At 61.8% G+C, this 23,103-nt stretch carries 23 protein-coding genes; 12 read left to right on the forward strand and 11 right to left on the reverse strand.

The genetic code is table 11. The annotated features are described in order from the left end of the window. Positions 1-187: 187 nt before the first annotated feature. Positions 188-1,066 carry a LysR family transcriptional regulator gene (locus M5C56_RS11680; protein WP_103495149.1) on the reverse strand — a complete coding sequence of 293 codons (879 nt, stop codon included), beginning with the start codon at positions 1,064-1,066 and terminating at the stop codon, positions 188-190. Positions 1,067-1,310: 244 nt separating this feature from the next. On the opposite strand from M5C56_RS11680, the gene M5C56_RS11685 reads away from it, so the two are divergent. The 3 genes from M5C56_RS11685 (at position 1,311) to M5C56_RS11695 (ending at position 4,318) form a co-directional block, all read left to right on the forward strand. Beyond that, on the forward strand, positions 1,311-2,624 hold the full coding sequence (locus tag M5C56_RS11685; protein ID WP_103495150.1) for an MFS transporter: 1,314 nt from the start codon (positions 1,311-1,313) through the stop codon (positions 2,622-2,624). A 154-nt stretch (positions 2,625-2,778) separates the two neighbouring features. Beyond that, complete coding sequence (gene phnN / locus M5C56_RS11690; RefSeq protein WP_103495151.1) at positions 2,779-3,333, forward strand: phosphonate metabolism protein/1,5-bisphosphokinase (PRPP-forming) PhnN; 555 nt, start codon at positions 2,779-2,781, stop codon at positions 3,331-3,333. 253 nt (positions 3,334-3,586) lie between these two features. Continuing rightward, a complete protein-coding gene (locus M5C56_RS11695; RefSeq protein ID WP_247263125.1) occupies positions 3,587-4,318 on the forward strand; it encodes a hypothetical protein in 732 nt (243 codons plus the stop codon). Here the strand turns inward: M5C56_RS11695 and M5C56_RS11700 are convergent. Beyond that, positions 4,315-5,232 (reverse strand): LysR substrate-binding domain-containing protein, encoded by a 918-nt coding sequence (locus M5C56_RS11700; RefSeq protein WP_103495153.1) that lies wholly within the window; start codon positions 5,230-5,232, stop codon positions 4,315-4,317. The genes M5C56_RS11695 and M5C56_RS11700 overlap by 4 nt on opposite strands. Positions 5,233-5,375: 143 nt before the next feature. Between M5C56_RS11700 and M5C56_RS11705 the strand changes: the two genes are divergently transcribed. Continuing rightward, a complete protein-coding gene (locus M5C56_RS11705) occupies positions 5,376-6,386 on the forward strand; it encodes an aldo/keto reductase (protein WP_103495154.1) in 1,011 nt (336 codons plus the stop codon). Between the two features lie 89 nt (positions 6,387-6,475). After that, entirely contained in the window at positions 6,476-6,892 is a 417-nt protein-coding gene (locus tag M5C56_RS11710; RefSeq protein ID WP_103495155.1) for an SRPBCC family protein, read from the forward strand. Positions 6,893-6,914: 22 nt separating this feature from the next. Here the strand turns inward: M5C56_RS11710 and M5C56_RS11715 are convergent, their stop codons facing one another. Together M5C56_RS11715 and M5C56_RS11720 are read right to left on the reverse strand one after the other, a co-directional pair. Continuing rightward, positions 6,915-8,309 carry a HAMP domain-containing sensor histidine kinase gene (locus tag M5C56_RS11715; RefSeq protein WP_103495156.1) on the reverse strand — a complete coding sequence of 465 codons (1,395 nt, stop codon included), beginning with the start codon at positions 8,307-8,309 and terminating at the stop codon, positions 6,915-6,917. Beyond that, the gene (locus tag M5C56_RS11720) at positions 8,287-8,970 is read right to left on the reverse strand and encodes a response regulator transcription factor (RefSeq protein WP_100943330.1); all 684 of its coding nucleotides are present in this window, start codon (positions 8,968-8,970) and stop codon (positions 8,287-8,289) included. Before M5C56_RS11720 ends, M5C56_RS11715 begins: the two co-directional genes overlap by 23 nt. 317 nt (positions 8,971-9,287) lie before the next feature. On the opposite strand from M5C56_RS11720, the gene M5C56_RS11725 reads away from it, so the two are divergent. Further along, on the forward strand, positions 9,288-10,907 hold the full coding sequence (locus tag M5C56_RS11725; protein ID WP_103495157.1) for a glucan biosynthesis protein D: 1,620 nt from the start codon (positions 9,288-9,290) through the stop codon (positions 10,905-10,907). Positions 10,908-11,198: 291 nt separating this feature from the next. Here M5C56_RS11725 and M5C56_RS11730 read toward each other — a convergent pair whose 3' ends face one another. Then, positions 11,199-11,789 carry a TetR/AcrR family transcriptional regulator gene (locus M5C56_RS11730; RefSeq protein WP_247263124.1) on the reverse strand — a complete coding sequence of 197 codons (591 nt, stop codon included), beginning with the start codon at positions 11,787-11,789 and terminating at the stop codon, positions 11,199-11,201. Between the two features lie 100 nt (positions 11,790-11,889). Between M5C56_RS11730 and M5C56_RS11735 the strand changes: the two genes are divergently transcribed. Together M5C56_RS11735 and M5C56_RS11740 are read left to right on the forward strand one after the other, a co-directional pair. Then, positions 11,890-12,648, forward strand: coding sequence for an SDR family NAD(P)-dependent oxidoreductase (locus M5C56_RS11735; RefSeq protein ID WP_103495158.1), 759 nt, complete (start codon positions 11,890-11,892; stop codon positions 12,646-12,648). 49 nt (positions 12,649-12,697) lie between these two features. Further along, positions 12,698-13,438 (forward strand): NAD(P)-binding domain-containing protein, encoded by a 741-nt coding sequence (locus M5C56_RS11740; protein WP_348648042.1) that lies wholly within the window; start codon positions 12,698-12,700, stop codon positions 13,436-13,438. A 54-nt stretch (positions 13,439-13,492) separates the two neighbouring features. Here the strand turns inward: M5C56_RS11740 and msrA are convergent, their stop codons facing one another. From msrA to msrB, 3 genes are read right to left on the reverse strand one after another with little or no spacing between them, the layout of a single operon-like run. Continuing rightward, a complete protein-coding gene (gene msrA, locus M5C56_RS11745; RefSeq protein WP_103495160.1) occupies positions 13,493-14,221 on the reverse strand; it encodes a peptide-methionine (S)-S-oxide reductase MsrA in 729 nt (242 codons plus the stop codon). Positions 14,222-14,241: 20 nt separating this feature from the next. After that, positions 14,242-16,047 (reverse strand): cytochrome c biogenesis protein DipZ, encoded by a 1,806-nt coding sequence (locus M5C56_RS11750; RefSeq protein ID WP_103495161.1) that lies wholly within the window; start codon positions 16,045-16,047, stop codon positions 14,242-14,244. A 27-nt stretch (positions 16,048-16,074) separates the two neighbouring features. Next, positions 16,075-16,593, reverse strand: a complete 519-nt coding sequence (gene msrB, locus M5C56_RS11755) for a peptide-methionine (R)-S-oxide reductase MsrB (RefSeq protein WP_103495162.1) — start codon at positions 16,591-16,593, stop codon at positions 16,075-16,077. Between the two features lie 159 nt (positions 16,594-16,752). Here msrB and M5C56_RS11760 point away from each other — a divergent pair, with 159 nt between their 5' ends. After that, on the forward strand, positions 16,753-17,469 hold the full coding sequence (locus M5C56_RS11760) for a response regulator transcription factor (RefSeq protein ID WP_103495163.1): 717 nt from the start codon (positions 16,753-16,755) through the stop codon (positions 17,467-17,469). Beyond that, positions 17,466-18,926, forward strand: coding sequence for a HAMP domain-containing sensor histidine kinase (locus M5C56_RS11765; protein ID WP_103495164.1), 1,461 nt, complete (start codon positions 17,466-17,468; stop codon positions 18,924-18,926). Before M5C56_RS11760 ends, M5C56_RS11765 begins: the two co-directional genes overlap by 4 nt. A gap of 3 nt (positions 18,927-18,929) precedes the next feature. Here the strand turns inward: M5C56_RS11765 and M5C56_RS11770 are convergent, their stop codons facing one another. Both M5C56_RS11770 and M5C56_RS11775 read right to left on the reverse strand, forming a co-directional pair. Continuing rightward, positions 18,930-19,517 carry a TetR family transcriptional regulator gene (locus M5C56_RS11770; protein WP_103495165.1) on the reverse strand — a complete coding sequence of 196 codons (588 nt, stop codon included), beginning with the start codon at positions 19,515-19,517 and terminating at the stop codon, positions 18,930-18,932. A gap of 133 nt (positions 19,518-19,650) precedes the next feature. Next, positions 19,651-20,238, reverse strand: coding sequence for an NAD(P)H-dependent oxidoreductase (locus tag M5C56_RS11775; RefSeq protein ID WP_103495166.1), 588 nt, complete (start codon positions 20,236-20,238; stop codon positions 19,651-19,653). Between the two features lie 107 nt (positions 20,239-20,345). On the opposite strand from M5C56_RS11775, the gene M5C56_RS11780 reads away from it, so the two are divergent. Then, complete coding sequence (locus tag M5C56_RS11780; protein WP_103495167.1) at positions 20,346-21,251, forward strand: LysR family transcriptional regulator; 906 nt, start codon at positions 20,346-20,348, stop codon at positions 21,249-21,251. Here M5C56_RS11780 and M5C56_RS11785 read toward each other — a convergent pair. Continuing rightward, a complete protein-coding gene (locus M5C56_RS11785) occupies positions 21,196-22,119 on the reverse strand; it encodes a LysR substrate-binding domain-containing protein (protein ID WP_103495168.1) in 924 nt (307 codons plus the stop codon). The genes M5C56_RS11780 and M5C56_RS11785 overlap by 56 nt on opposite strands. 94 nt (positions 22,120-22,213) lie before the next feature. Here M5C56_RS11785 and M5C56_RS11790 point away from each other — a divergent pair, with 94 nt between their 5' ends. Further along, entirely contained in the window at positions 22,214-23,095 is an 882-nt protein-coding gene (locus M5C56_RS11790) for an EamA family transporter (RefSeq protein WP_103495169.1), read from the forward strand. Positions 23,096-23,103: the final 8 nt, after the last annotated feature.

Genomic DNA, 23,103 nt, shown 5'->3' on the forward strand with positions numbered 1-23,103 from the left:
TTTTATGGCCTGCATCGCAGTGCAGATTTTTATTGGCCGGGATACTGGAGCAGCGCTATAGATTTGATAAGTGCATTTTTAGAATGGATTGATGCGTCCGGCGAATTAATACTAGATGTTTCCATGTGCCGCATGGCCAACAATGTGGCGAGCGGGCTCGGCTTGAGGTCTTCTTTGTGAGGTCGTCCTAGGCAAACCGCCTGACCATGAACTCGATAAAACTGCTCAACTTCGGCGTCATCTGCTTGTCCGGCAGATAGACCAGATGCAGCGGTCGATCCAGGGTCTCATGATCCGGCAACAGGTGTACCAGGCGCCCGTCCTTCAGGGCGTCTTCCACCAGCGTATGGGGTAGCAGGACAATGCCGATGCCTTCCATCGCGGCGTTCATCAACGCCGTGCCGTTGTTGGCCGAGAACTGTCCCTGCACCCGGACGCTTTCGCTGCTCGCACCGTGGAACAACCAGTCACGTTGCGGTGTGGCCCGCAGGAATACCAGGCAGTTATGCTGCGCCAGATCCGCCGGCACCCGCGGTGTACCGTGGGCCTTCAAATACGCCGGCGAGGCGCAGGCAATGCGCCGGTTCTTGCTCAGCAGACGTCCCACCAGGCCGCTGCTGGGCAGTTCGCCGTAACGGAACACCAGGTCGAAACCGTCCTCCACCAGGTCCACCACCCGATCGTTGAACTTCAACTCGATATCCACTTCCGGGTAGGCCTTGAGGTAGGCGGCTATGGCCGGGATCAACCGGTCCGAGGCCAGGGTCGGCGACGCACTGACGCGCAATCGGCCGCGGGGATGGGCGCGCTGTTCCCGGGCAATCAATTCGGCCTGTTCGATCTGCCCAAGGATGGCCAGGCACTGGGTGTAATAGCCCTGGCCGATCTCTGTCAGGCTCTGGCGGCGGGTGGTGCGATGCAGAAGGCGCGTGCCCAGGTGCTTCTCCAGGCCCTGGACATGGTTGCCGACCATGGTCGAGGAAATCCCGATGGATTGCGCCGCGGCGCTGAAGCTGCCGTGATCGACCACCTTGACGAAGACCTTCATGCTTGCCAGAACGTCCATTGCCAACCTTTTATTGGGAGTGATCCAAGAAAGTCCTAGTTTATCAAGTGAGGGTAGGGGATCACCATGGGCGCAGACGCCGCCTGAACCCGCGCTCGATATCGTACAGCCGTGGTTCAGCAAAACGTCGTCATCGGTATTTGGCAAAAAGCTATGATCCGCTCTGTACAGCGGGTTTCGGGGGTGTGCGATCAGCGGGTTATCGGGAATTTTCAGGCCGCGTTTATCGCGTCAGGTCAGTGGCATGTTGGCGATCCTGATCTCCATCGCCCTGGCCTCGCTGGACACCGCTATCGCCAATACGGCGCTGCCGGCCATCGCCACCAGCCTGCACACCACACCGGCTGCATCGGTGTGGATCATCAACGCCTACCAGCTGTCGGCGGTGGCGACCATCCTGGCCTTCGCCTCGTTCGGCGGCGTGATCGGCCATCGCAAGATCTACCTGTTCGGCCTGGTGTTGTTCACGGTGTCGTCGGCACTCTGTGCGATGTCGAGCACCTTGACCGAGTTGACCCTGGCCCGGGTCCTCCAGGGCGTGGGGGCGAGTGCGATCATGAGCGTCAACGCGGCGCTGATCTTCAGCCTGTTCCCGCCGGAAAAACTCGGCAAGGGCATGGGCCTCAATGCCCTGGTGGTGGGCATGTCGTTCGCCGCCGGGCCGACCGTGGCTTCGTTGATCCTGTCCGTGGCCACCTGGCCCTGGCTGTTCGGGGTGAATATTCCGATTGGCCTGATCGCCCTGGCCATGGCCATTCCGTCGCTGCCCCATACACCGCCCAACGGCCAGCGCTTTGCCTGGGGCACGGCCGGCCTGAGTGTCGTGACCTTCGGTTCGCTGATTTATGCGCTGGGGGAGGGCGCGCAGTTTGCTGGCGCGCTGCCGATCTGCCTGGCGCTGCTGGTCTGTGTCTGTGCCGGTGGCCTGATGCTGCGCCGCGAGGCCGGGCATCCGGCGCCGATGTTTCCGATCGATCTGCTCAAGCGCCCGATGTTTGCGCTGTCGGCCTTGACCGCCGTTTGCTCCTTCGCCACCCAGGGCCTGGCCTTTGTCTCGCTGCCGTTTTTCTTCGAGACGGTGTTGGGCCGTGATCCGGTGCAGACCGGCTACCTGATGACACCCTGGTCGGTGGTGGTGGCCTTGATCGCGCCGTTTGCCGGACGCCTGTCGGATCGTTACCCGCCGGGCTTGCTCGGCGGTATCGGCCTGGGGGTGCTGTCGCTGGGCATGTTGTCCCTGGCGATGTTGCCGGCGGATCCGAGCGCCCTGGAGATCGGCGTGCGCATGGTGATCTGCGGCCTGGGCTTCGGCTTCTTCCAGTCGCCGAACCAGAAGGCCCTGATGACCAGCGCACCCCGTGAGCGCAGCAGTGGTGCCAGCGGAATGATCGCCACTGCGCGCCTGCTCGGCCAGTCCACGGGCGCTGCGCTGGTGGCCCTGAGTTTTGGTTTGTCGAGCCACTCGGGGCCGATCCTGGCGCTGTATATCGGTGCCGGCTTTGCCGCCGTGGCTTGCCTGGCGAGCTTCTCCCGACTGGCGGCGCGCAACCCGGCTTGAGGCAGCTGCATTCGCCCGGCCCAGGCTGGGCGTTGCGGCTTGTCGAGCGGCCATGACCCCCTGCACCTTGTCCGTCTTCGAACAGCCTTGCGGCCAGTGCCATGATCGCCGCGAGTGTTGTACTGTGCGCGCGACAATGTGTGAGGGACTGTGGATGGCCGGCCGATTGATCTATCTCATCGGGCCTTCGGGCTCGGGCAAGGACAGTTTGCTCGATGCCGCCCGCGAACCCCTGGCCGCGCGTGGCTGCCGGATTGCCCGGCGGGTCATCACCCGTTCGGCCGAGGCGCTGGGGGAGGCGGCGCAGTCGGTCAGCGCCGAGCAATTCGCGACGATGCAGGCCCAGGGGGCCTTTGCCATGAGCTGGCAGGCCAACGGCCTGTGTTACGGCATCCCGCGCCTGGTCGACGACTGGCTGGCCGCCGGCCTGGATGTGCTGGTCAACGGTTCGCGGGGCTATCTGCCCCAGGCCCGCGGGCGTTATCCGGACTTACAGGTGATCCTGCTTACCGTGGACCAGGCGGTCCTGCGTGAACGGCTGCTGGCGCGGGGGCGGGAGAGCTTGCCGCAGATCGAGGCGCGCCTGGCGCGCAATGCCGAATTCACCGCCTCGCTGCTGGCGGCGGACGATCCTTCGCTGAACTTGCTGGATAACTCCGGCCCTCTTCGCCAAAGCCTGGAGACCTTGTTCAGACTGCTCGGGAAATAGTTGGTTTTTGCAAAGGTGCGCAGGATATATAGGACCTTTCTTATTGCCTTTTGCGTTTTTAAATAAACGGAAAATTCAGGTAATACATTGGCCTTTTTTTACCTCGTTGAATGGTATTCGGGACTGATATGTTGATTAAAAAAACCGGATCTTTAAACACGAGAGGTAGGCCGATATGGGTGTGGAGCAGGATAATTTTGCCGCGAGCTTGAAAGAACTTTCCCAATACAGTTTCAAGGTGGATAGCCTGATCATGGACACTGCCCTCGCATTGTCCGGATTGGTCCCCCATGGTGCGGGGGCCACCGTGGCGCCGCTGGTGGGGTCCTACAAGATGGGGCAAGCGTCTTCGGCCCTGGTGGATAATCCCTATTTCACGGTGAACGGTGTCTCGCGGCCTTCGCCCAAGACCAAGCACCTGTTACACCATCGTAAAGTGCGTAATTACGTGCAGTCTTTTACCGGGACGGCGGCATCACTCGGAAGCACGGTCTTGCCGGTCAACCCTTATGCGCTGATTCGCGATGGTAGTTCCGCCGGGGCTTCAATCGTGCACTTGTATCGTTTTGCTGAAATGGCCAGGAACTGTCGACAAAGTAGAACCCTGAGCCAGTGGTTTGAACTGTTGAAACTCATGAAAAGCCACAAGTTGTTCAATCGCGGCGTCGGGTTCAGCCTGGCGGCCATTCCCGGCGGGGTATCCCTGGCCGTCAGCATCCCGATCAAACTCGGTCTGCTGGTTAAAAATACCGGCGTGCTGGCCCAGGAGTCGGCGCTGTGCAAGGTCATTGCGATGGAGTTGCACTGGCGCGCCTATCAGGAACAGAGCCTGTTGAAAGGCAGTGGCAGCGGGCCGGCAACCGCCATCGTCCGTGAACTCATGACCCGGCGTGGCGTGATGGGCGGCTTTTCGCACAACTACCAGGCATTGATCCAGGAACCGGCCGGCTGGAATGCCTTTGCCGCCAAGATCATGGACATCTAGTCCGCCGCCGGCAGGTCGGCCTGGATCGCGTCCCGCACCAGCACTTCCCTGAAAGTCGCCACCAGCGGTCGCAGGTTGATCCGATGCCAGGCCGCCCACAAGGGCGTGGTGTAGATCATCCAGGGTAATTCCCGCAGCACCACGCCCTGGGGGGCGTTGTGTCGCAGGCTCTGCTGGATCATGGTCAAGCCCAGTCCCGCCGCCACCAGTCCCAGCGCCGTCAGCGGTTCATTGGCTTGCAACCGGACATTGGGATTGAATCCGGCCTTGATACAGGCCTGGACGAAATCGTCCTGTTTGCCGGTGCGCAGGGGATGCTGCACGGCAATCCATTCCTGCTCCAGAAAGTCCGCCGGACTCAACTCGCTCAGTTGTGCCAGCGGATGCCGTTCGGGCAGGGCCAGGAGCATGGGGTCGTTGAGCACGCGGGCGCTGTTCAGGTCCGGGTCATCTGCCGCTGGCGGCTCGCTGACCAGGGCGATATCGAGGCTGCGCTGGCGCAAGCCTTCCAGTTGCTGCGCCGAATTCAGGCTGTAGAGCGCGATATGCACATCCGGCCGATCGACACGCAAGCTGCGCAGGGCCTGGGGCAGCACGCCCGAATGCATGGCGTTCTCGATATAGCCGATGCACAGGCCACCTTCTTCACCCCGGCCCAGCCGCCGCCCGAGGGACTCCAGCCGGTTGGCATGGGTCAGGAAGGCCCGGGTCTCGGCGAGAAAGGTCTGGCCGTCGGCGGTCAGGCGGATGCGTTGCAGGCTGCGTTCGAACAGGGTCAGGCCCAGGCGCTCCTCCAACTGGGCGATCTGCCGGCTCAGGGGCGATTGGGAAATATGCAGGCGCTCGGCGGCACGCCCGACGTGCTCTTCTTCGGCGACCGCCACGAAATAGCGCAGCTGGCGTAGATCAATCATGTCAGACCTTCCGGGACTCAAGTTGTGCAAATTATGTCTTGGACGGTCAAAAGTCTGCAACCTAGCATTGATCCCGACAGCGAGATCCGCGTCACCCCAGTGGGTGAGGCGGATTCATCATTTCCATTCAAGGGATCATTACGATGAGCATCAGAGACAAACTGCAGGGCACCATGGGTTTCGGCACCGCCCCGCTGGGCAACATGTTCCGCGCCATTCCCGAGGAAGAGGCCATGGCCACCGTCGATGCGGTCTGGGACCAGGGCGTACGCTACTTCGACACGGCGCCGTTCTATGGCTCGGGGCTTGCGGAAATCCGCCTGGGCGAGGCCCTGGCCAAGCACCCACGGGATCAATACGTGCTCAGCACCAAGGTCGGCCGGCTGGTGCTGGATGAAGTGGAAGATGTCACCGCCCGTGACCTGGGCGAAAAGGCCGGGGTCTTCGAGCATGGCCGTCCGAACAAGATGGTCAACGACTACTCGGCCGACGCTACGCTGCGCTCCATCGAGGGCAGCCTCGAACGCCTGAAGACTGACCGTCTGGACATCGTCTGGGTGCACGATATTGCCCAGGACTTCTACGGCGACGAATGGCTGGAGTATTTCAACCAGGCGCGCAAAGGCGCGTTCCGGGTGCTCAGCCGCCTGCGCGATGAGGGTGTGATCAAGGCTTGGGGCCTGGGGGTGAACAAGGTCGAACCGTGCGAGCTGACCCTGCAACTGGACGAAGCGCAGCCCGACGGCTTCCTGCTGGCCGGGCGTTACACCCTGCTGGATCACGAGCGGGCCCTGCAACGCTTGATGCCCGAGGCGCTGGCCCAGCAAGTCGATATCGTTGTCGGTGGTCCTTACAGTTCAGGAGTGCTGGCCGGCGGCACGCATTTCGAATATCAACCGGCATCGTCACAAATCATGGCTAAAGTTGAACGGATAAAGACCATCGCGCAACGCTTCGGGGTGAGCCTCAAGGCGGCGGCCTTGCAGTTCTCCCTGGCCAACCCGGCCGTGGCGGCGGTGATTCCCGGCGCCAGCCGGCCAGGGCGGATCGCCGAAGATGTGGCGGCCTTGCGCGAGCAGATTCCGCAGGCGTTCTGGCAGGCGTTGCGTGATGAAGGGCTGGTGGCGGGCAATGCGCCGTTGCCGCTGGTCTGAAACAAAAAAACGGTCCGGTAACGTCGTTGGCGTCAGAGTCTCCAGCGTCGGGATCGGACCGGCTACCCACTTATCCCTGGAGATTATTCATGGCCGCAACATCCGTCACCCTCGAAATCGGTGCGCCACCGGAGCAGGTCTGGCAACTGATGGGTGGGTTCGACTCCCTGCCTGACTGGCTGCCGTTCATTCGTCAAAGCCGCCTCAGCGAAGGCGGGCGTGTGCGCAGCTTGCACACGGCGGACGGCGTGCGGATCGTCGAGCGCCTGGAAGCGTTCGACAATCGCGCCCGGCGCTACAGTTATTCCTTTATCGAGCAGCCCTTCCCGGTGGCCGACTACCTGGCCACGATGCAGGTCCGCGAAGGCAATGATCCGCACACCTCGATCGTCGAGTGGGCGGGGATCTTCACCCCGACGGGCGTCAGCGAAGAGGAAGCGGTGGAGCTGTTCCACGGGATCTATGCCGACGGCCTCGCGGCCTTGAAGGCCAATTTCCCGGACTGAACCCAAGGCTTGGCCCTTGGCTTCAGTCCACGGTGATCAGGCTGTCCCGGCAATTGAGGATCAAGCGCGCGCCGGCCTGTTCGCTGCTGTCGATGTCGAGGGTGAAGCCGTGCAGGTTGACGATGGCGGCGACAATCGACAGGCCGAGGCCGAAGCCGCCGTGCTGGGCGCCTTCGTCGCAGCGATAGAACCGCTGGAACACCGCTTCGCGCTCGGCCACCGGGATACCGGGGCCGGAGTCGAGGACTTCGATGCGGGTACTGCCCGCATCAAAGCTCGCCTTCAATACCACTTCACCGCCCGGTGGAGTGAACTTGATCGAATTACTCAGCAGGTTGGCCAGGGCTTCGAACAACAAGGCCCGGTCGCCGGTGATCGCCGGCAGTGTCTCGGGCACTTCGAGGCGCAGGTGGATCTCCGCTTCTTCGGCCAGCGGCAGGTAGAAATCATGCAGCTCGTACAGCAACGGCAAGGGATCCAGCACCAGGAAACCGGAGCGCCGTTGATGGTCTTCCAGCTCGGAAATACGCAACAAACCGCGAAAGCGCGCCATCAAGGTATCGGTCTCGGCAATCACCCCATCCAGTTGCAAGGACTCGGGCGAACCGTCGACGGTCTGTTGCTGGATCCGGTACAACTGGGCGCGCAAACGGGTCAACGGGGTGCGCAGGTCATGGGCGATGTTGTCGCAGACGCCCTTGACCTCGTGCATCAGCTTCTCGATCCGGTCGAGCATGGCATTGACGATCGCCGCCAGCATATCCAGCTCGTCGCGGCGGTTCGACAGCGGCAGGCGATGGCCCAGGTCGCCGGCGATGATCGACTCGGCGCTGGCCTGGATCGCCCGTATCCGCCGGATCGGTCGGCGACGCAGCAGGTGCCAGCCGGCAACGCCGGGCAGGATGGTCAGTGATACCGCCCAGAACAGGGCATGGAGAATAATCCGGGTCACGCCGAACAACGAGCCGTTGTCGCGTACCAGCACCAGCCAGCGTCCGTCGTGGGTCTGGGTGGCCACCGCGTCGCAACTGTCCTGGGGCAGGTTGGGGTCGTCGGAGTCGATGCAGTCCGCCAGCTCATGGATCCGGCCGTCCAGGGGTAACTCGGCGGGGATTTCCTGGATCGGTCCGCTCAGGTGCAGTTTCTGCTCGTTGAACAGGCCGTAGGCGTCGACCCCGCGCATGTCGAAGGTCATGCTGGTGGTCAGCGCTTCCATCAGCGGTTGGCCCTGGAAGCGCGAAAACAGGTGCTGGCGTTGCATCAACGAGTGGCGGGCGAGGGTACTCAGGTAACCGGAAACTTCGTAGTACAGCACCCCCATCAGGCTGCAGCTCCACGCCACGAACAGGAAGCTGTAGAGCGCCAGCAGCCTGCTGGTGGAGGAGCGCCAACCTCTAGAGGGGTTCGGCAATGACATAACCCGAGCCTCGCACGGTACGGATCAGCGGTGCCAGGCCCTGACTGTCGATTTTCTTGCGCAGGCGACCGATATGGACGTCGATCAGGTTGGTGCCGGGGTCGAAGTGATAACCCCAGACTTCCTCGAAAATCATCATCCGCGAGAGGATCTGCCCGGTATTGCGCATCAGGAATTCCAGCAGCTTGTATTCGGTGGGCAGCAAGCTTAACAGTTGATCGGCCCGGGAGGCTTCGCGGGTCATCAGATTGAGCTCGAGATCGGCCACCCGCAGCGAGGTTTCGAATTCCCGTGCCGGGCTCTTGCGTCGCAGCAGCACTTCGACCCGAGCGGCCATTTCGTCGGAGGCGAAGGGCTTGGTCAGGTAATCGTCGCCGCCGGCGCGCAGGCCGCGTACGCGTTCGTCGACATCGGAGAGGGCGCTGATCATCAGGATCGGCGTGGCCACCCCGATGGTTCGCAGCGTGGTGACAATGGCCAGGCCATCGAGCTCCGGCAGCATGCGATCCAGGGTAATCAGGTCATAGTCACCGCTGACGGCGCGAACCAGGCCTTCACGGCCATTGTCGACCCAGTCGACTTCAAGCCCGTGGCTGCTCAGTTCTGCCACTATTTCCTTGGCGGTTACAGCATCATCTTCGATGGTCAGGATGCGGGTCATGGGTTGCCTCGACGGACCTTCAAAACAAGTGGGCAAGTGTGCCAAGAAGCGCATGAAAACATTCTGAACAAATCTTCATGCGCCTCGGGCAGCCATTAACAAGGTGCCTCGGGTCTACCAGAGAGGCTGGAAACATATAGCCACACCTTGGCTGAATAAAGGCTGTCAGTAAGTTTTCTGTAGGATGTTGCGAACCGTCACCGGGATTTGCTATCTGTTACCTGTAGCCGCATTCGTTCGCAGTCTTGAACGAGCGCTTCTTTTGATCCGGCGCCCAAGGGTTCCGGATGTCCGGCAGCTCCTGTACAGGTCTTTTTATGCACCGCCGCAATCTTCTGAAAGCTTCCATGGCCCTGGCGGCCTATACCGGCCTGTCGGCCAGCGGTCTGTTCGCGGCCCGGGCGCTTGCCGCCACCGCGGATGGCGAGATAGAACACTTCGACTTCGAGACACTGCAGGTCCACGCGAAAAAACTCGCCGCGAAGGACTATGTCAGCACCCGCCAGGTGTTGCCGCAGTCCCTGGCGGACATGACCCCGCAGCAGTTCAACGCCATTCAGTACGATGCCCGGCACTCGCTGTGGAACGAGCTCAAGGGCCAGTTGGACATGCAATTCTTCCATGTCGGCATGGGGTTCAAGCAGCCGGTGCGCATGTACAGCGTCGACCCGCAGACGCGCCAGGCCCGCGAGGTGCATTTCCGCCCGGCGTTGTTCAACTATGCCCGCAGCGGCATCGACCCGTCGCGCCTCAAGGGCGACCTGGGATTCTCCGGCTTCAAGCTGTTCAAGGCCCCGGAAATCGACCAGCACGACATCGTCTCGTTCCTCGGCGCCAGCTACTTCCGGGCTGTGGACAAGACCGGGCAATACGGCTTGTCGGCGCGGGGGCTGGCGATCGATACCTATGGGAAGAAGCGCGAGGAGTTTCCCGACTTCACCCATTTCTGGTTCGAAACCCCGGACAAGGACAGCACCCGCTTTGTGGTCTATGCCTTGCTCGATTCGCCGAGTGCCACCGGTGCCTATCGCTTCGATATCGATTGCCAGGCCGAGCAGGTGGTGATGGCGGTCGATGCCCATATCAATGCGCGTACCGCCATTGAGCAGTTGGGCATCGCGCCGATGACCAGCATGTTCAGTTGCGGCACCCATGAGCGGCGGATGTGCGACACCCTTCACCCGCAGATCCATGACTCTGACCGCCTGGCCATGTGGCGCGGTAATGGCGAATGGATCTGCCGGCCGCTGAACAACCCGGCGACCTTGCAGTTCAATGCCTTCGTCGACAAGGACCCGAAGGGCTTCGGCCTGGTGCAGACCGACCATGAGTTCGCCAGCTACCAGGACACCGTGGACTGGTACAGCCGGCGTCCGAGCCTGTGGGTCGAGCCGACCACGGCCTGGGGCGAGGGCTCCGTCGACTTGCTGGAAATCCCCACCACGGGTGAGACCCTGGACAATATCGTGGCGTTCTGGACACCCAAGGAACCGGTGGCGGCGGGGGCTTCGCTGAATTACGGCTACAAGCTGTATTGGAGTGCGATGCCGCCGGTGGGCACGCCGTTGGCACGGGTGCACGCGACCCGTTCGGGCATGGGCGGCTTTGTCGAGGGCTGGGCGCCGGGTGAGCACAACCCCGAGGTCTGGGCCCGGCGCTTTGCCGTGGACTTTACCGGCGGAGGGTTGGAGCGTCTGTCCCTGGGGGCCGAGATCGAGCCGGTGGTGACGACGTCCTGCGGTCAGGTGAAGGATATCGATGTCCTCAAACTGGACGAAATCAACGGTTATCGGGTGACGTTCGACTGGTACCCGAGCGACGATCGGGTCGACCCGGTGGAACTGCGGCTGTTTATTCGCACCCGTGACCGCACCTTGAGCGAAACCTGGCTGTACCAGTATTTCCCACCGGCTGCTGACAAGCGGCGCTATACCTGATCAATCGAATGGTGACAAAAACTGTCCACATAGCTCTATAGAGTCGTCTCCGTGACTACCTTGATCGTTACTGGAGTCTGGAGACGCATGATGAAACGCATTCAGTACAACAATTACGGCGGGCTGGAGGTCATGCGGCTTGACGACTTTGACCTGTCCTCTTGCTGATCGGCTGGACGCAATACAATGGCACAGCGGGCTTTGGAAAATTTGCCTATGGGGCTCGAAGGGTGGCGACCTGGAGACCTCGTTAATGCGCAAATGCTCCGACTATTGTCTGGTTTTTAAATGCTACAGGTTATTCTTCTTCAGGCTTTCGGGGCTGCCTGCGCATAGGCCATCCATCACCAGGTTCATCAGTCTGGAGAGACGTGGGCGCCATTCGCTCTGGGAATCTATTTGCCATATTCCGCCAATGGCTAGAAAAAAGTCGTCGTTCGTCACCCCGCTGCGAATCGTTCCGGCCTTTTCATTAGCCCTCAAAAGCGACTCAGCTGCTGCCTGGACTGGCACGTATCCCGACTTCCCTGGAAACTCGTAGGTAGAGGCCGCTTGTCGTATGGCGGTCGCGAGTCCCGCCTTTGTCATTGCATATTCAGCGAGGCAGTCCATCCATTCTCGGAGGGCCTCCTTAGGTGTTTTCGTGGCGAGCAGCTGTTCCGCCAACGAGGCCACTTGTTGCATTTCGAATTGATAGACCTCGAATACCAAGCGCTCCCTGGTAGCGAAGTGGCGATAGAACGTGCCCTGTCCCACCCCAGCTTTCTTCGCAATCGTGCTCAGCGCAACCGCAGGATCGATAGTCAGCTCTACCACAGCGACCTCCAGTATTCGTTCCCGGTTTTTCTTGGCGTCAGAACGCATCACCAATTCGTCATTCATGAGCAAAATCTTTCCTTTTCTGCATTGCAAAACGGACAGTTGTCCGGTACGTTTTGTAAGTGGACAGTTGTCCGCTTACGTACCATCCCTGGAGTTTACTATGAACGGCACTGGCAATACGATTCTGGTTACTGGCGGCACCTCAGGCATAGGCCTTGGCCTGGCGCTCCGGCTTCACCAGGCGGGCAATAAAGTAATCATCGCGGGACGTCGCAAGGCGCTGCTCGACAAGATCGTGTCGGAACACCCAGGCATTGATTCAGTATTGCTGGACGTCTCCGATCCCAAATCCATCCAGCGCAACAGCGAGGCGCTTGCGATCAGTCACCCAAATCTGAACGTTCTCATAAACAACGCTGGCATCATGCACTGGGAGGACCTGACTGATCCGGAATACCTGAGCACAGCCGAAGACATCGTGACAACGAACTTACTCGGCACGATTCGCATGGTGTATGCATTTACTCCCCAACTGATCAAGCAGCCCAGTGCAACGATTGTGAATGTCAGTTCGGCGTTGGCATTCGTCCCGCTGCCTTCGACACCTACCTACAGCGCAACCAAAGCGGCCGTTCATTCGTTCACTCAAAGTCTTCGAGTGCAGCTAGAGGCCTCGTCAGTCGAGGTTATCGAGCTTGCGCCGCCGGGGGTACGCACCACTTTGCTTGGGCAGGAAAATGACGAACACGCCATGCCCCTGGACGAGTTCCTGAATGAAATATTCGAACTGCTCGAGATCTCTCCGACCCCACAAGAACTTGTCGTCGAGCGCGCCAAGCCATTACGGTTTGCTGAAGCGAGCGGTTCACATGATGAGGTATTGAAAATGCTTGCGGGATACAAACCACCGGCAGAATGATGGATAGGCAGCGCCAATAGCTTGATTATTGCTTGTAGGTGAGGATGTTATTGAAATGAAAATCGGAATCATCGGCGCTGGCAACATTGGGGCTACCCTTGCCCGTAAACTCGCTGCGTGCGGCCATGAAGTCAAACTGGCAAATTCGAAGAGTCCTCATACCCTTCAGGACCTTGCCAATGAAATCGGTGTCCACGCGGTGATAAAGGAAGATGCTGTGTCCGATGTGGATGTCGTTATCCTCTCGATCCCCTTTGCAAAGTACCCGGATCTCCGGCAAACGTTGAGTAACCTTCCCAAGAGGGTCGTCGTCATTGACACTTCCAATTACTATCCGGGACGAGACGGCGCAATTAAAGAGGTGGATGACGGTAAGCTAGAGAGCGTTTGGGTCAGCGAGCAGATTGGCCGCCCGGTCGTTAAGGCATGGAATGCCGTTCTTGCGGCGACTCTTGCCGACCACGGCCAACCAGTTGGGTCTCCCTCACGCATCGCACTGCCTGTAGCTGGCGATGACATCAATGCGGAGGCAATCGCGCAGGATCTTGTAGAGGATACCGGCTTTACCGCGCTTGCCGCTGGAAGCCTCGAACATTCATGGCGTCAGCAACCAGGTACACCTGGCTACTGCACCGAACTGAAATTGCCAGAGTTGAAATCGGCCTTGTGTGCGGCGGACAAAATGAGGGCGCCTCAAAACCGGGATGCACTTCTAGCCATATTCATGGCTCCCGGTGGCAATTTTACACACGAAGAGATGGTCGCCATGAATCGGGCCATGACGGCCTGACTATCGGATTGGGGGGATTCTTACCTGGAATCCCACCCAGGATCTTGCCCGCCGTCAGTTGACGTTCGGCACCAACACCGGATCAGCCCGATACAGCTGCGGTTCCATACGCTTGAGGTTTTCCACCTTCGGCAGATCGTTGACGGCGATATACGGCGCGTTTGGGTGCAGTGTCAGGTAGTTCTGGTGATAACCCTCGGCCGGATAGAAGACCTTGCCGTCCTCGATCCGGGTGACGATTGCCGCCGGAAATGCCTTGGCGGCATCCAACTGGGCGATATAGGCCTTGGCGATGGTTTCCTGTTCGGCATTCATCGGGAAAATCGCCGAGCGATACTGCGTACCGCTGTCCGGCCCCTGACGGTTGAGCTCCGTCGGGTTATGGGCCACCGAGAAAAACACCTGCAGCAGTTGCCCATAAGTGACCTTGCTCGGGTCATAGGTCACCTGCACCGACTCGGCGTGTCCGGTCGAACCTTCTCCCACCGATTCGTACTGGGCGGTATTCGCCGCGCCGCCGGTATAACCCGACACCGCATTCTCGACCCCCCGCACATGCTGGAACACCCCCTGGACGCCCCAGAAACAGCCGCCGGCAAACACCGCCGTGGCCTTGCCGCTGGCGCCGGCCGCTTGATCCAGCGCCGGCGGGGCGATCTGCACCGCATCCTCCGCCGACCAGGCCAGGCGCTGGAATATCAGCACCGACAGGGACAGGGTAGCGATCCCGGCGAGTATCAGCAGCGGAGACCTGGTTTTTTGTTGCAGGATTGGCTTGCTCATGGTGTTTATCCTTGTGGCGATCAACCGAAGGTAAAGGCGTAGGCTTGTACGCCGGGATCGAGAAATTCGATGGAGAAGGTGTGTTCGCTGACGTCCCCGGCCTGGCGGACCAGTTGGTACAGACGCTGCTCGGTCACCTTGCCTTCGCCGTTGGCGTCGGTATCGGTGCCGTGGTTGGCGCCGGGCATGGCGCCGTCGATACGCACCTTGAAGCGCACCGGCTTGCCATCCGACGCCGGGCCCAGCACCAGGTGCAGGTCACGGGCGTGGAAGCGATAGACCACCTGGCCCGGGGCCTGGTTGAGCGTCACTTGTTCGGCATGGGCGGTCCATTGACCGTCCAGGCCCCACTGGTTCAAGGTCGGTTGCTTCGGTGCGACGTAGTTTTTCTGATGGTCGGCCACCTGGTCGCCCGGCGAGGCGAAGTTCTCGGCGCGGTCATAACCCAGGTAGGTTTCCGGCGATTTCACTTCGGCTTCGTCGGCGGGCTGCATCACGCCCTGGGCCTGGGCACTGACCATGCCGCCGGAGACGTTCTGGTGGCCGGCTTCTTTCAGCAACTGCTGGATCACCTGTTCGGAGCCTTCGTAGTCGCCTTCGCCGAAGTGGTGATAACGCACACGACCCTGAGCATCGACGAAGTAGTGGGCTGGCCAGTACTGGTTGTTGAAACCGCGCCAGATGGCATAGTTGTTGTCGATGGCCACCGGGTACTGGATGCCCAGCTTGCCGACGGCCTGGCGGACGTTGTCGATATCGCGTTCGAAGGCGAACTCCGGTGCATGCACGCCGATCACCACCAGGCCCTGGTCGTGGTACTTCTGCGCCCAGGCGTTGACGTAGGGCAGGCTGCGCAGGCAGTTGATGCAGGAGTAGGTCCAGAAGTCGATCAGTACCACCTTGCCCTTGAGTTCGGCGGCGCTCAGCGGTGCGGAGTTGAGCCACTGCACTGCGCCCGACAGGTCCGGCAGGGTACCCTCCACCGGCAGCGCACGTTCCGCGCCACCGGTCTTGGCCGCCATCGCCATCATGCTGCCGCTCGGCTGGCCGGCGTCACTGTTGACCGCCGCCATCATGGCGCCACCCTGTTCCGGGGCTTTCTTCGGCGTCAGGTTGTCGAGCAGCTTCTGTTCGAGGCCCGAGGTGGCGACCGTGGACACCCGGGTCAGGATGCCGGTGTCCAGGCCCAGGGCAATGGCGACCACGCCGATCAGCATGGCCGCACCCAGGCCGCGACGCAGCCATTGGCCGGTGCCGAGGTTGCGCTTCATCGCGCTGAACAGCTTGCCACCGATCAGCAGCGCGCCGGCCAGGGAGGTCGCGGCACCGGCGGCGTAGGCCAGCAGCAACAGGGTGGTGCCGATGTTCGCGCCCTGCAGGGCGGCACCGGTGAGGATCAGCCCGAGAATTGGCCCGGCGCAGGGCGCCCACAGCAGGCCGGTGGCGATGCCGAGTACAAAGGACGAGCGCGCGCTGGGCGAGCCGTCATGGCTTTGCGCCGAGCGTGACAGCCGATCACCGGCCGCCACCAAGGGTTGGGTCAGGCGTTCGGCCAGGTGCGGGAACAGCAGGGTAATAGCAAAAAACGCCATCAGCGCCATGGCCAGCCAACGGCCGTACTGGTTGGCCTGCACCACCCAGCCACCGCCGACCGCCGCCAGGGTCGCGACCAGGGCGAAGGTCAGGGCCATGCCACAGAGCAAGGGCAGGCCGCTGCGCCGGAACGGCTCGCCGGAGCGGGCGAAGACGAACGGCAGCACCGGCAGGATGCAGGGGCTGAGGATGGTCAGAAGACCGCCGAGGTAGGCCAGGATAAGCAGGAACATGATGGAATCCTTGTCGAAACGTGGGAATCAGGCCGCGCCGGGGGCGAAGGTCATGGCGACACCGTTCATGCAGTAACGCAGGCCGGTGGGCTGCGGTCCGTCGGGGAAGACATGGCCCAGGTGGCCGCCGCAACGGTGGCAATGCACTTCGGTCCGGGAGACGCCGAAGGAGGTGTCGCGGCGGGTGGCCACGGCGCTTTCCAGCGGTGCGGTGAAACTTGGCCAGCCGGTGCGGCTGTCATATTTGGCGGCCGACGAAAACAGCGCCAGGCTGCAGCCGGCACAGGCGAACACGCCGGCGCGGTGCTCCTCATTGAGGGCGCTGCTGTACGGCCGCTCGGTGCCTTCATGGCGCAGCACTTCGTATTGCTCATCGCTGAGCATCGATTTCCACTCGGCGTCGGTATGGCTGACTTCGAAGGTCTCGCCGGTGTCGGCCGAACGACTGCCGCTGCCGAAGGTGGCGCCGACGGCGCGCCAGTCGAACAAACCGGCGGCGAGGAGGGTGGCGGCACTGGAAACAAGAAAGCGTCTTCTGGAGGACATGGCGTCGCGTCCACGGTGATTGATCAGGCTTTCATTGTTGAGCGGCGGGGGTCGCCAAATCCTCCCGTAAACTTAACTTATTTGTGAACATTGCCTCTTGGCGATCCGGCACAATGATTCAGGCGTCGTTTTCGCCGATTACCAGCACAAAGGTTGCCCATGGATTCACCCAAACGCATTCTGATCGTCGAAGATGACCTGCACCTGGCGGATTTGCTGAGCCTGCACCTGCGGGACGAGGGGTATGAGGTCACCCACTGCGCCGACGGCAACCTGGGCCTGGCGCAATTGAGCAAGGGCTCCTGGGATGCGCTGATCCTCGACCTGATGCTGCCGGGCGTCGATGGCCTGGAAATCTGCCGGCAGGCGCGGGCCATGGCGCGCTACACCCCGATCATTATCACCAGTGCCCGTTCCAGCGAGATGCACCGGGTGCTCGGGCTGGAACTGGGCGCCGACGATTACCTGGCCAAGCCGTTCTCGATGCTGGAACTGGCGGCGCGGGTCAAGGCCTTGCTACGGCGGGTCGATGCCCTGGCCAAGAGCCTGAAAATCGAGGCCGGGACCCTGGAGCAGGGCGGCCTCAGCCTTGATCCGCTGAGCCGTGAAGCCTGGGTCGACGGCAAGTCCCTGGACCTGACCCCACGGGAATTCGACCTGCTGCATTTCTTTATGAAAAACCCCGGCACCGTGTATTCGCGCATGGACCTGTTGAACCAGGTCTGGGGTTACCAGCACGACGGCTATGAACACACGGTCAACACCCATATCAATCGCCTGCGGGCCAAGATCGAAGTCGACCCGGCGCAACCCGAGCGGATTCTCACGGTCTGGGGTCGCGGCTATCGTTTCTCGCCGGTGAGTCGCCCGTCATGAACCTGACCCTTTCCCAGCGCCTGTCCCTGGCTTTTTCCATCCTGCTGCTGGCCTGTTGCGGGGCCTCGGTGTGGTTGCAGGTGCGGGCCAGCGACATGCATGAAAAGGAAGTGGTCCAGGGACTGTCCCGGGACCTGGCCCAGAGCATTGCCCTGGACAATCGGCTGGTGGGCACCGAAGGCCTGACCATGGAGGGCGTGCGTGCGCTGTTCGGCCAGTTGATGAACGTCAACCCGAGCGTGGAAGTCTATCTGCTCTCACCCAGCGGCAAGATCACCGGCGATGCCGCGCCCCAAGGCCACCTGCGCCGCGATCACGTCGACCTGGCGCCGATCCGCCGCCTGCTCGACGGCCAGCCGCTGCCGATCCTCGGTGACGACCCGCGCAGCGATGACGGGCGCAAGGTGTTCAGCGCGGCGGCCTTGCGCGGTGGCGGCAAGGAACTGGGCTATCTGTACGTAGTCCTCCAGGGCGAAGAGCATGATCGCCTGGCGGCCCAGGTGTCGGCCAGTTCGGTGCTGCGCACCACCTTGTGGGCCATGAGCCTGGTGGCTCTGTTGGGGCTGATCGCCGGCCTGATCGCCTTCCGCCTGATCACCCGTCCGCTGCGCCGCCTGACCGAGACCATGCGTGACTTTGATACCGATGCCGCGCCGGCGCAGTTGCCGGTGTTGTCCCGGTCCGGAGCCGGGCGTCGCGATGAAATCGAGGTGCTGGAAGCCAGCTTTGCCCAGATGGCCACGCGCATCGGCGAACAGTGGCGCAGCCTGACCCAGCTCGACCAGGATCGTCGCGAGCTGGTGGCGAATATTTCCCATGACTTGCGCACGCCCCTGGCGTCCTTGCACGGCTACCTGGAAACACTGTCCCTCAAGGACGCGGTGCTGGCACCGGATGAGCGTCGACGTTACCTGGGGATCGCCCTGGCCCAGAGCAGCAAGGTCGGGCAACTGGCCCAGGCGCTGTTTGAACTGGCGCGCCTGGAGCATGGCGCGGTGCGGCTGCAGGTCGAGGATTTTTCCCTCAGCGACCTGATCCAGGACGTGTTCCAGAAGTTCGAACTGATGGCCGAGACCCGCCAGTCGAAGCTGCTGGCGGTCTTGCCCCGTGGGGCGTCGATGGTCAGCGCGGACCTGGGGATGATCGAGCGGGTCCTGACCAACCTGATCGATAACGCCCTGCGCCATACCCCCGAAGGCGGCACCATCGAGGTGGCGCTGACCCATGGCCGCGGCAAGCTTCAGGTCACGGTCAGCGACACCGGGCCGGGGATTGCCCCGAGCTTGCTGGAAAACCTGTTCCGCCGGCCGTTCAACCAGGACGGCGACCGGCGTTCCGGCGGCCTGGGGTTGCTGATTGTGCGGCGCATCCTGCAATTGCACGACAGTCAGATTCGCTTGTTGTCGATTCCGGGCAAGGGCGCGGTGTTCTGTTTCGAACTGACGGCGGTGGGCTGATTTTCAGCTCGCTTCGGCCAGCAGGAAATCCCTGGCTGCTGTCAGGAACTCGTCCGATAGTGCCTGGCCCCGGGTCGAACGGGCCAGGGTCAGGGCGCCGACCAGCAGCGCCTGCTGCACCAGGGCTTTTTGCCGGACCTGCGGGTCGTCGGTACCCAGCAGTGAGGCGTAGGTGTCGAGCAGTGTCTCCAGGCCCTTGACGTAGTTGCGATGCAGCGCGGTCCCGGGGTCTTCATGGGCCAGGTCGCCGCAGAAGGCCGCCACCGGGCAGCCTTCGCCCGGCGTGTCGCGATGTTTCGTACTGAGGTAGTGCTCGACAATGGACTGGCGCGCCGCTTCGCCGTGGCCCAGGGTCTCGGCCTTCTGCCGCCAGCGCTCGGTCGACTGCTGGAAGCTGCGGCTGCAGGCCTCGGCGGCAAGGGCTTCCTTGGACTCGAAATGCCCATAGAAACCGCCATGGGTCAGGCCGGCGGCGCCCATCACCTCTACCAGGCTCAGACTTTTCAGACCGCGCTCACGAAACAGCCGCGCGGCGGCGTCGGTGATGCTTTCGCGATTGAGTTCGGCCTGTTTGCGCGAGACGCGGGGCATGGGGGGGCTCCTGAAGGGATGCGGTGATTGGCTTAGCATCCTTCAGATTATAGATTGTTGTAAACATCTATCTGTTCTTTTCCATACCTTGGACGACTTCCTTGTCATGAGTGGCAGGTGGCATGTACAACGCTTATCGAGTGTTGAACACCTGCTCCAGATGTCGCTTGTAGCGCAGCTGGTCGTTCTCATGTCCGGGGTTTTTCACGACGTCGAAGCAGGCGAAGGTCGGCAGCGCTTGCAGCCCGATCAACTGATGAGCCTTGTGGAACGGGAAGTAGACGGCATCGATATCCTTGCCTTCAAAAAAATCATCTTCGGCTTCAAAAGCGTGCCTGGGGGCGTTCCAGGTTGCCGAGATCATGTATTTGCGACCCTGCAGCAGCCCTCCGGAGCCATAACCAAGGGAGGGGGTTTCAGCGCTGCGCCCATCGCTGGCATAGAGCTGGCCATGGCCCACGGTGAAGACTTCGTCGATGTATTTCTTCAGTGTCCAGGGCGCGCCCATCCACCAGGCCGGCATCTGATAGATGATCGCATCGGCCCAGAGGAACTTGGCGACTTCTTCCTCCTCCCGGTAACCCTCTGTCAGGTGGGTGGAGCGGACCTCGTACCCGGAGTAGGTCAGCAGGCTGACCGCGGTGTCATGCAGGCTGCGGTTCAAGTCGCCTTTGGCAAAGGCATAAGGGGTGCCGGCGTTGATCACGAATATCTTGTCCATCACGGTGCTCCAGTTGAGTAGGTGTAGACGATAGCGATGAACATCGACTGGAAAAATGGTTTGTAGATCCGTTTAGAATGGACTCTGGAGTCATTAATGGGGTGGGTATGGACAGTCTGAGTGCAATCGGTGTGTTTGTGCAGGCCGCCGAGGCCCGCAGTTTCGTGGCGGCCGGACGCTTTCTGGGGATTTCGGCATCGGCGGTCAGCAAGAGCATGGCGCGGCTGGAGGAAAAGCTCGGCGTGCGCCTGTTTCATCGCAGCACCCGGAGCATCGCGCTAACGGGCGAAGGGATGCTGTATCTGGAGCGCTGCAAGCGGGTACTTGGGGAGTTGGACGCCGCTAACGCCGAGCTGTCGCAGCTATCGTCGATGCCCCAGGGGCGGCTGCGTATCAGCCTGCCGATGATCGGCAAGCCCTTTCTGCCAGTCTTTACCCAATTCCAGCGACGCTACCCGGATATCCAGCTCGACCTGGAGTTTACCGACCGGGTGGTGGAAGTGATCGAGGAGGGGTTCGATGCGGTGATCCGGACCGGGGAACCCAAGGATTCCGGGCTCAGTGCCAGACCGCTGGGGGGCTTTCGGATGCTGGTCGCCGGTTCACCGGCCTATTTCTCCCGGCGCGGGGTTCCACTCACGCCTGCGGATCTGTGGGCCCATGCCTGCATTCATTTTCGTTACCCCCTGACCGGCAAGCTGCAGAGCTGGATGCTGTCGGGGGCTGGAGAGGACGCCGAAGCGGGGTTGCCCTGTTCGATGGTCTGCAATGCCCAGGATGGTCGAACGGCTTTCGCGGTTGAGGGCCTGGGGCTGATTTACGTGGCGGATTTCCTGATTGCGCGGGAGCTGGAAAATGGTGAACTGATTACCGTGCTGGACAGCTTCACCCAGGAAACCGGTCAATTCAATGTACTGTGGCCCTCAGGTCGGCACGTGGTGCCCAAGCTGCGGGCGTTTATTGACTTTCTGCAAGAGCACCTGCCGTTTCCGAAGTCAGCGACCGGGGCATGATGATATTCAACTCTTCTCCGAGGAAGCTTTGCAGCGCCTGGACCGCGGCGACCTGGACCGCCGGTACCCGGCGGACATAGAGGGCGAAATCGACGATGGGCGGCGCCGGCAGGCCATCGGCCGGGCCCAGTACACGCATGCTTTCGCTGCGGATATTGCCTTCCAGCAACACCGTGATGCCCAGGCCGGCCTCGACCGCCGACTGTACCGCCGGCAGGCTGGTGCTGCTGCAGACCACGCGCCAGGGGATGTTCGCCCGCTTGAGGATTTTCACCACCTGGCCATGCCACAGGCAGCCACCGCCAAAGGTCACCAGGGGCAGGCTCTGGGTGCTCAGGTCGGCGGGTAGGGCCAGGCCGCGAGCCCCGACCCAGAACAACGACTGGGTCCAGCAGGCCTGGGGCTGGGCAGTGATCGCCGAGGCGTCACCGATGATCACATCCAGGGTACCGTCCGCCAGCTTGGCGGACATGGCCACGCTGCTGTCGATCACGATTTCCAGGGAAATGTGTGGATAGGCTGAGGAGAAGCGCCGTAGCGCCCGGGGCAGGCTGCCCACCGCAATGTCTTCGAGCAGACCCAGGCGCACGGTGCCGGCGATCTGGCTGGCGGACAAGGCCCGTCGGGCATCGGTCCCGGCGCCAAGAATGCTGTGGGCGTAAGGCAATAGCAGGTGGCCGGCCTCGGTCAGGCGCAGGCCCCGTGGCGAGCGGTCGAACAGGCGGCGTTCGAGGTCTTCCTCCAGCCGCCGCAACTGCATGCTGACCGCGGCCTGGGTGCGTGCCAGGCGCCGGGCGGCCGTGCCCACCGCACCGGTTTCGGCGACGGTGACGAAGGTTCGCAACAGACTGCTGTCGAGATCGCGCATTATCAATATTCGTGAAGTCTGGATAAGAAATATCAGCTTATTTGAAGTCTCTGCGACTGGCTAGGATGGCTCGACATTCACAGGAGACTTCAGCATGCAGGAAAATGCCACCGGACTACCGCTCTCCGATACCGGCAGGACACACCACCGCACGCTGTTATGGGCGGCCATGCTCTGCGTGCTGTCGATGCTCTTTGTCCAGTTCGGCGCGGCGCTGTCGTCGCCGACCATGGAGACTTATGGCACCTTCAGTACCACCTGGCTGCGCCTGTGCTGGGCGGCGGCGGTTCTTGCGCTGCTGGTGCGGCCGCGCCTGCATCGGTTTTCGCTGTCACGCTGGCTGGCCGCCGGGAGTCTTGGCCTGGCGATGGCGGTGATGACCACCTGTTTCTTCGCGGCGATCCAGCGCATTCCACTGGGGCTGGCGATCGCCATCGAGTTTCTCGGTCCATTGCTGGTGGCCAGCCTCGGGGTACGTAGCTGGCGAGCGTTGATCTGGCCTTTGCTGGCGGTAACCGGGGTGTTGCTGCTGGCACGTAATGAGGAGGGCTGGATCGGCGAGCCACTGGGTGTGTTGCTGGCGTTCGGTTCGGCGGCGGGTTGGGCGGCTTATATCCTGATGATGAAAAAGGTCGGTCGGCTGTTCCAGGGCTTTGAAGGGTTGTCGGTATCGCTGCTGGCCGCTGCCCTGATTGCCACGCCCCTGGGGCTTTGGCAAAGCGGCGGCCATCCGCCGCTGTTGCAGATCGCCAGCTGCGCGGGCTTGGCCTTGTTCGTACCGCTGCTGCCTTATGGCCTGGAGATGGTTGCGTTGCGGCGGATGCCGGCGTCTTCGTTCGGCATCCTGATGAGCGCCGAACCGGCAGTGGGTGCCCTGGCCGGTTATGTGGTGCTGGCCCAGCCGATGATCCCGATGCAGTTTGTCGGCACCGCCCTGGTGATCAGTGCCAGCCTGGGCGTGCTGGCGCTGCCCTGACTGTTGCG

Origin of the sequence: Pseudomonas sp. MWU13-2862, assembly GCF_023242495.1 — a bacterium.
Classification (GTDB): Bacteria; Pseudomonadota; Gammaproteobacteria; order Pseudomonadales; family Pseudomonadaceae; genus Aquipseudomonas; species Aquipseudomonas gingeri_D.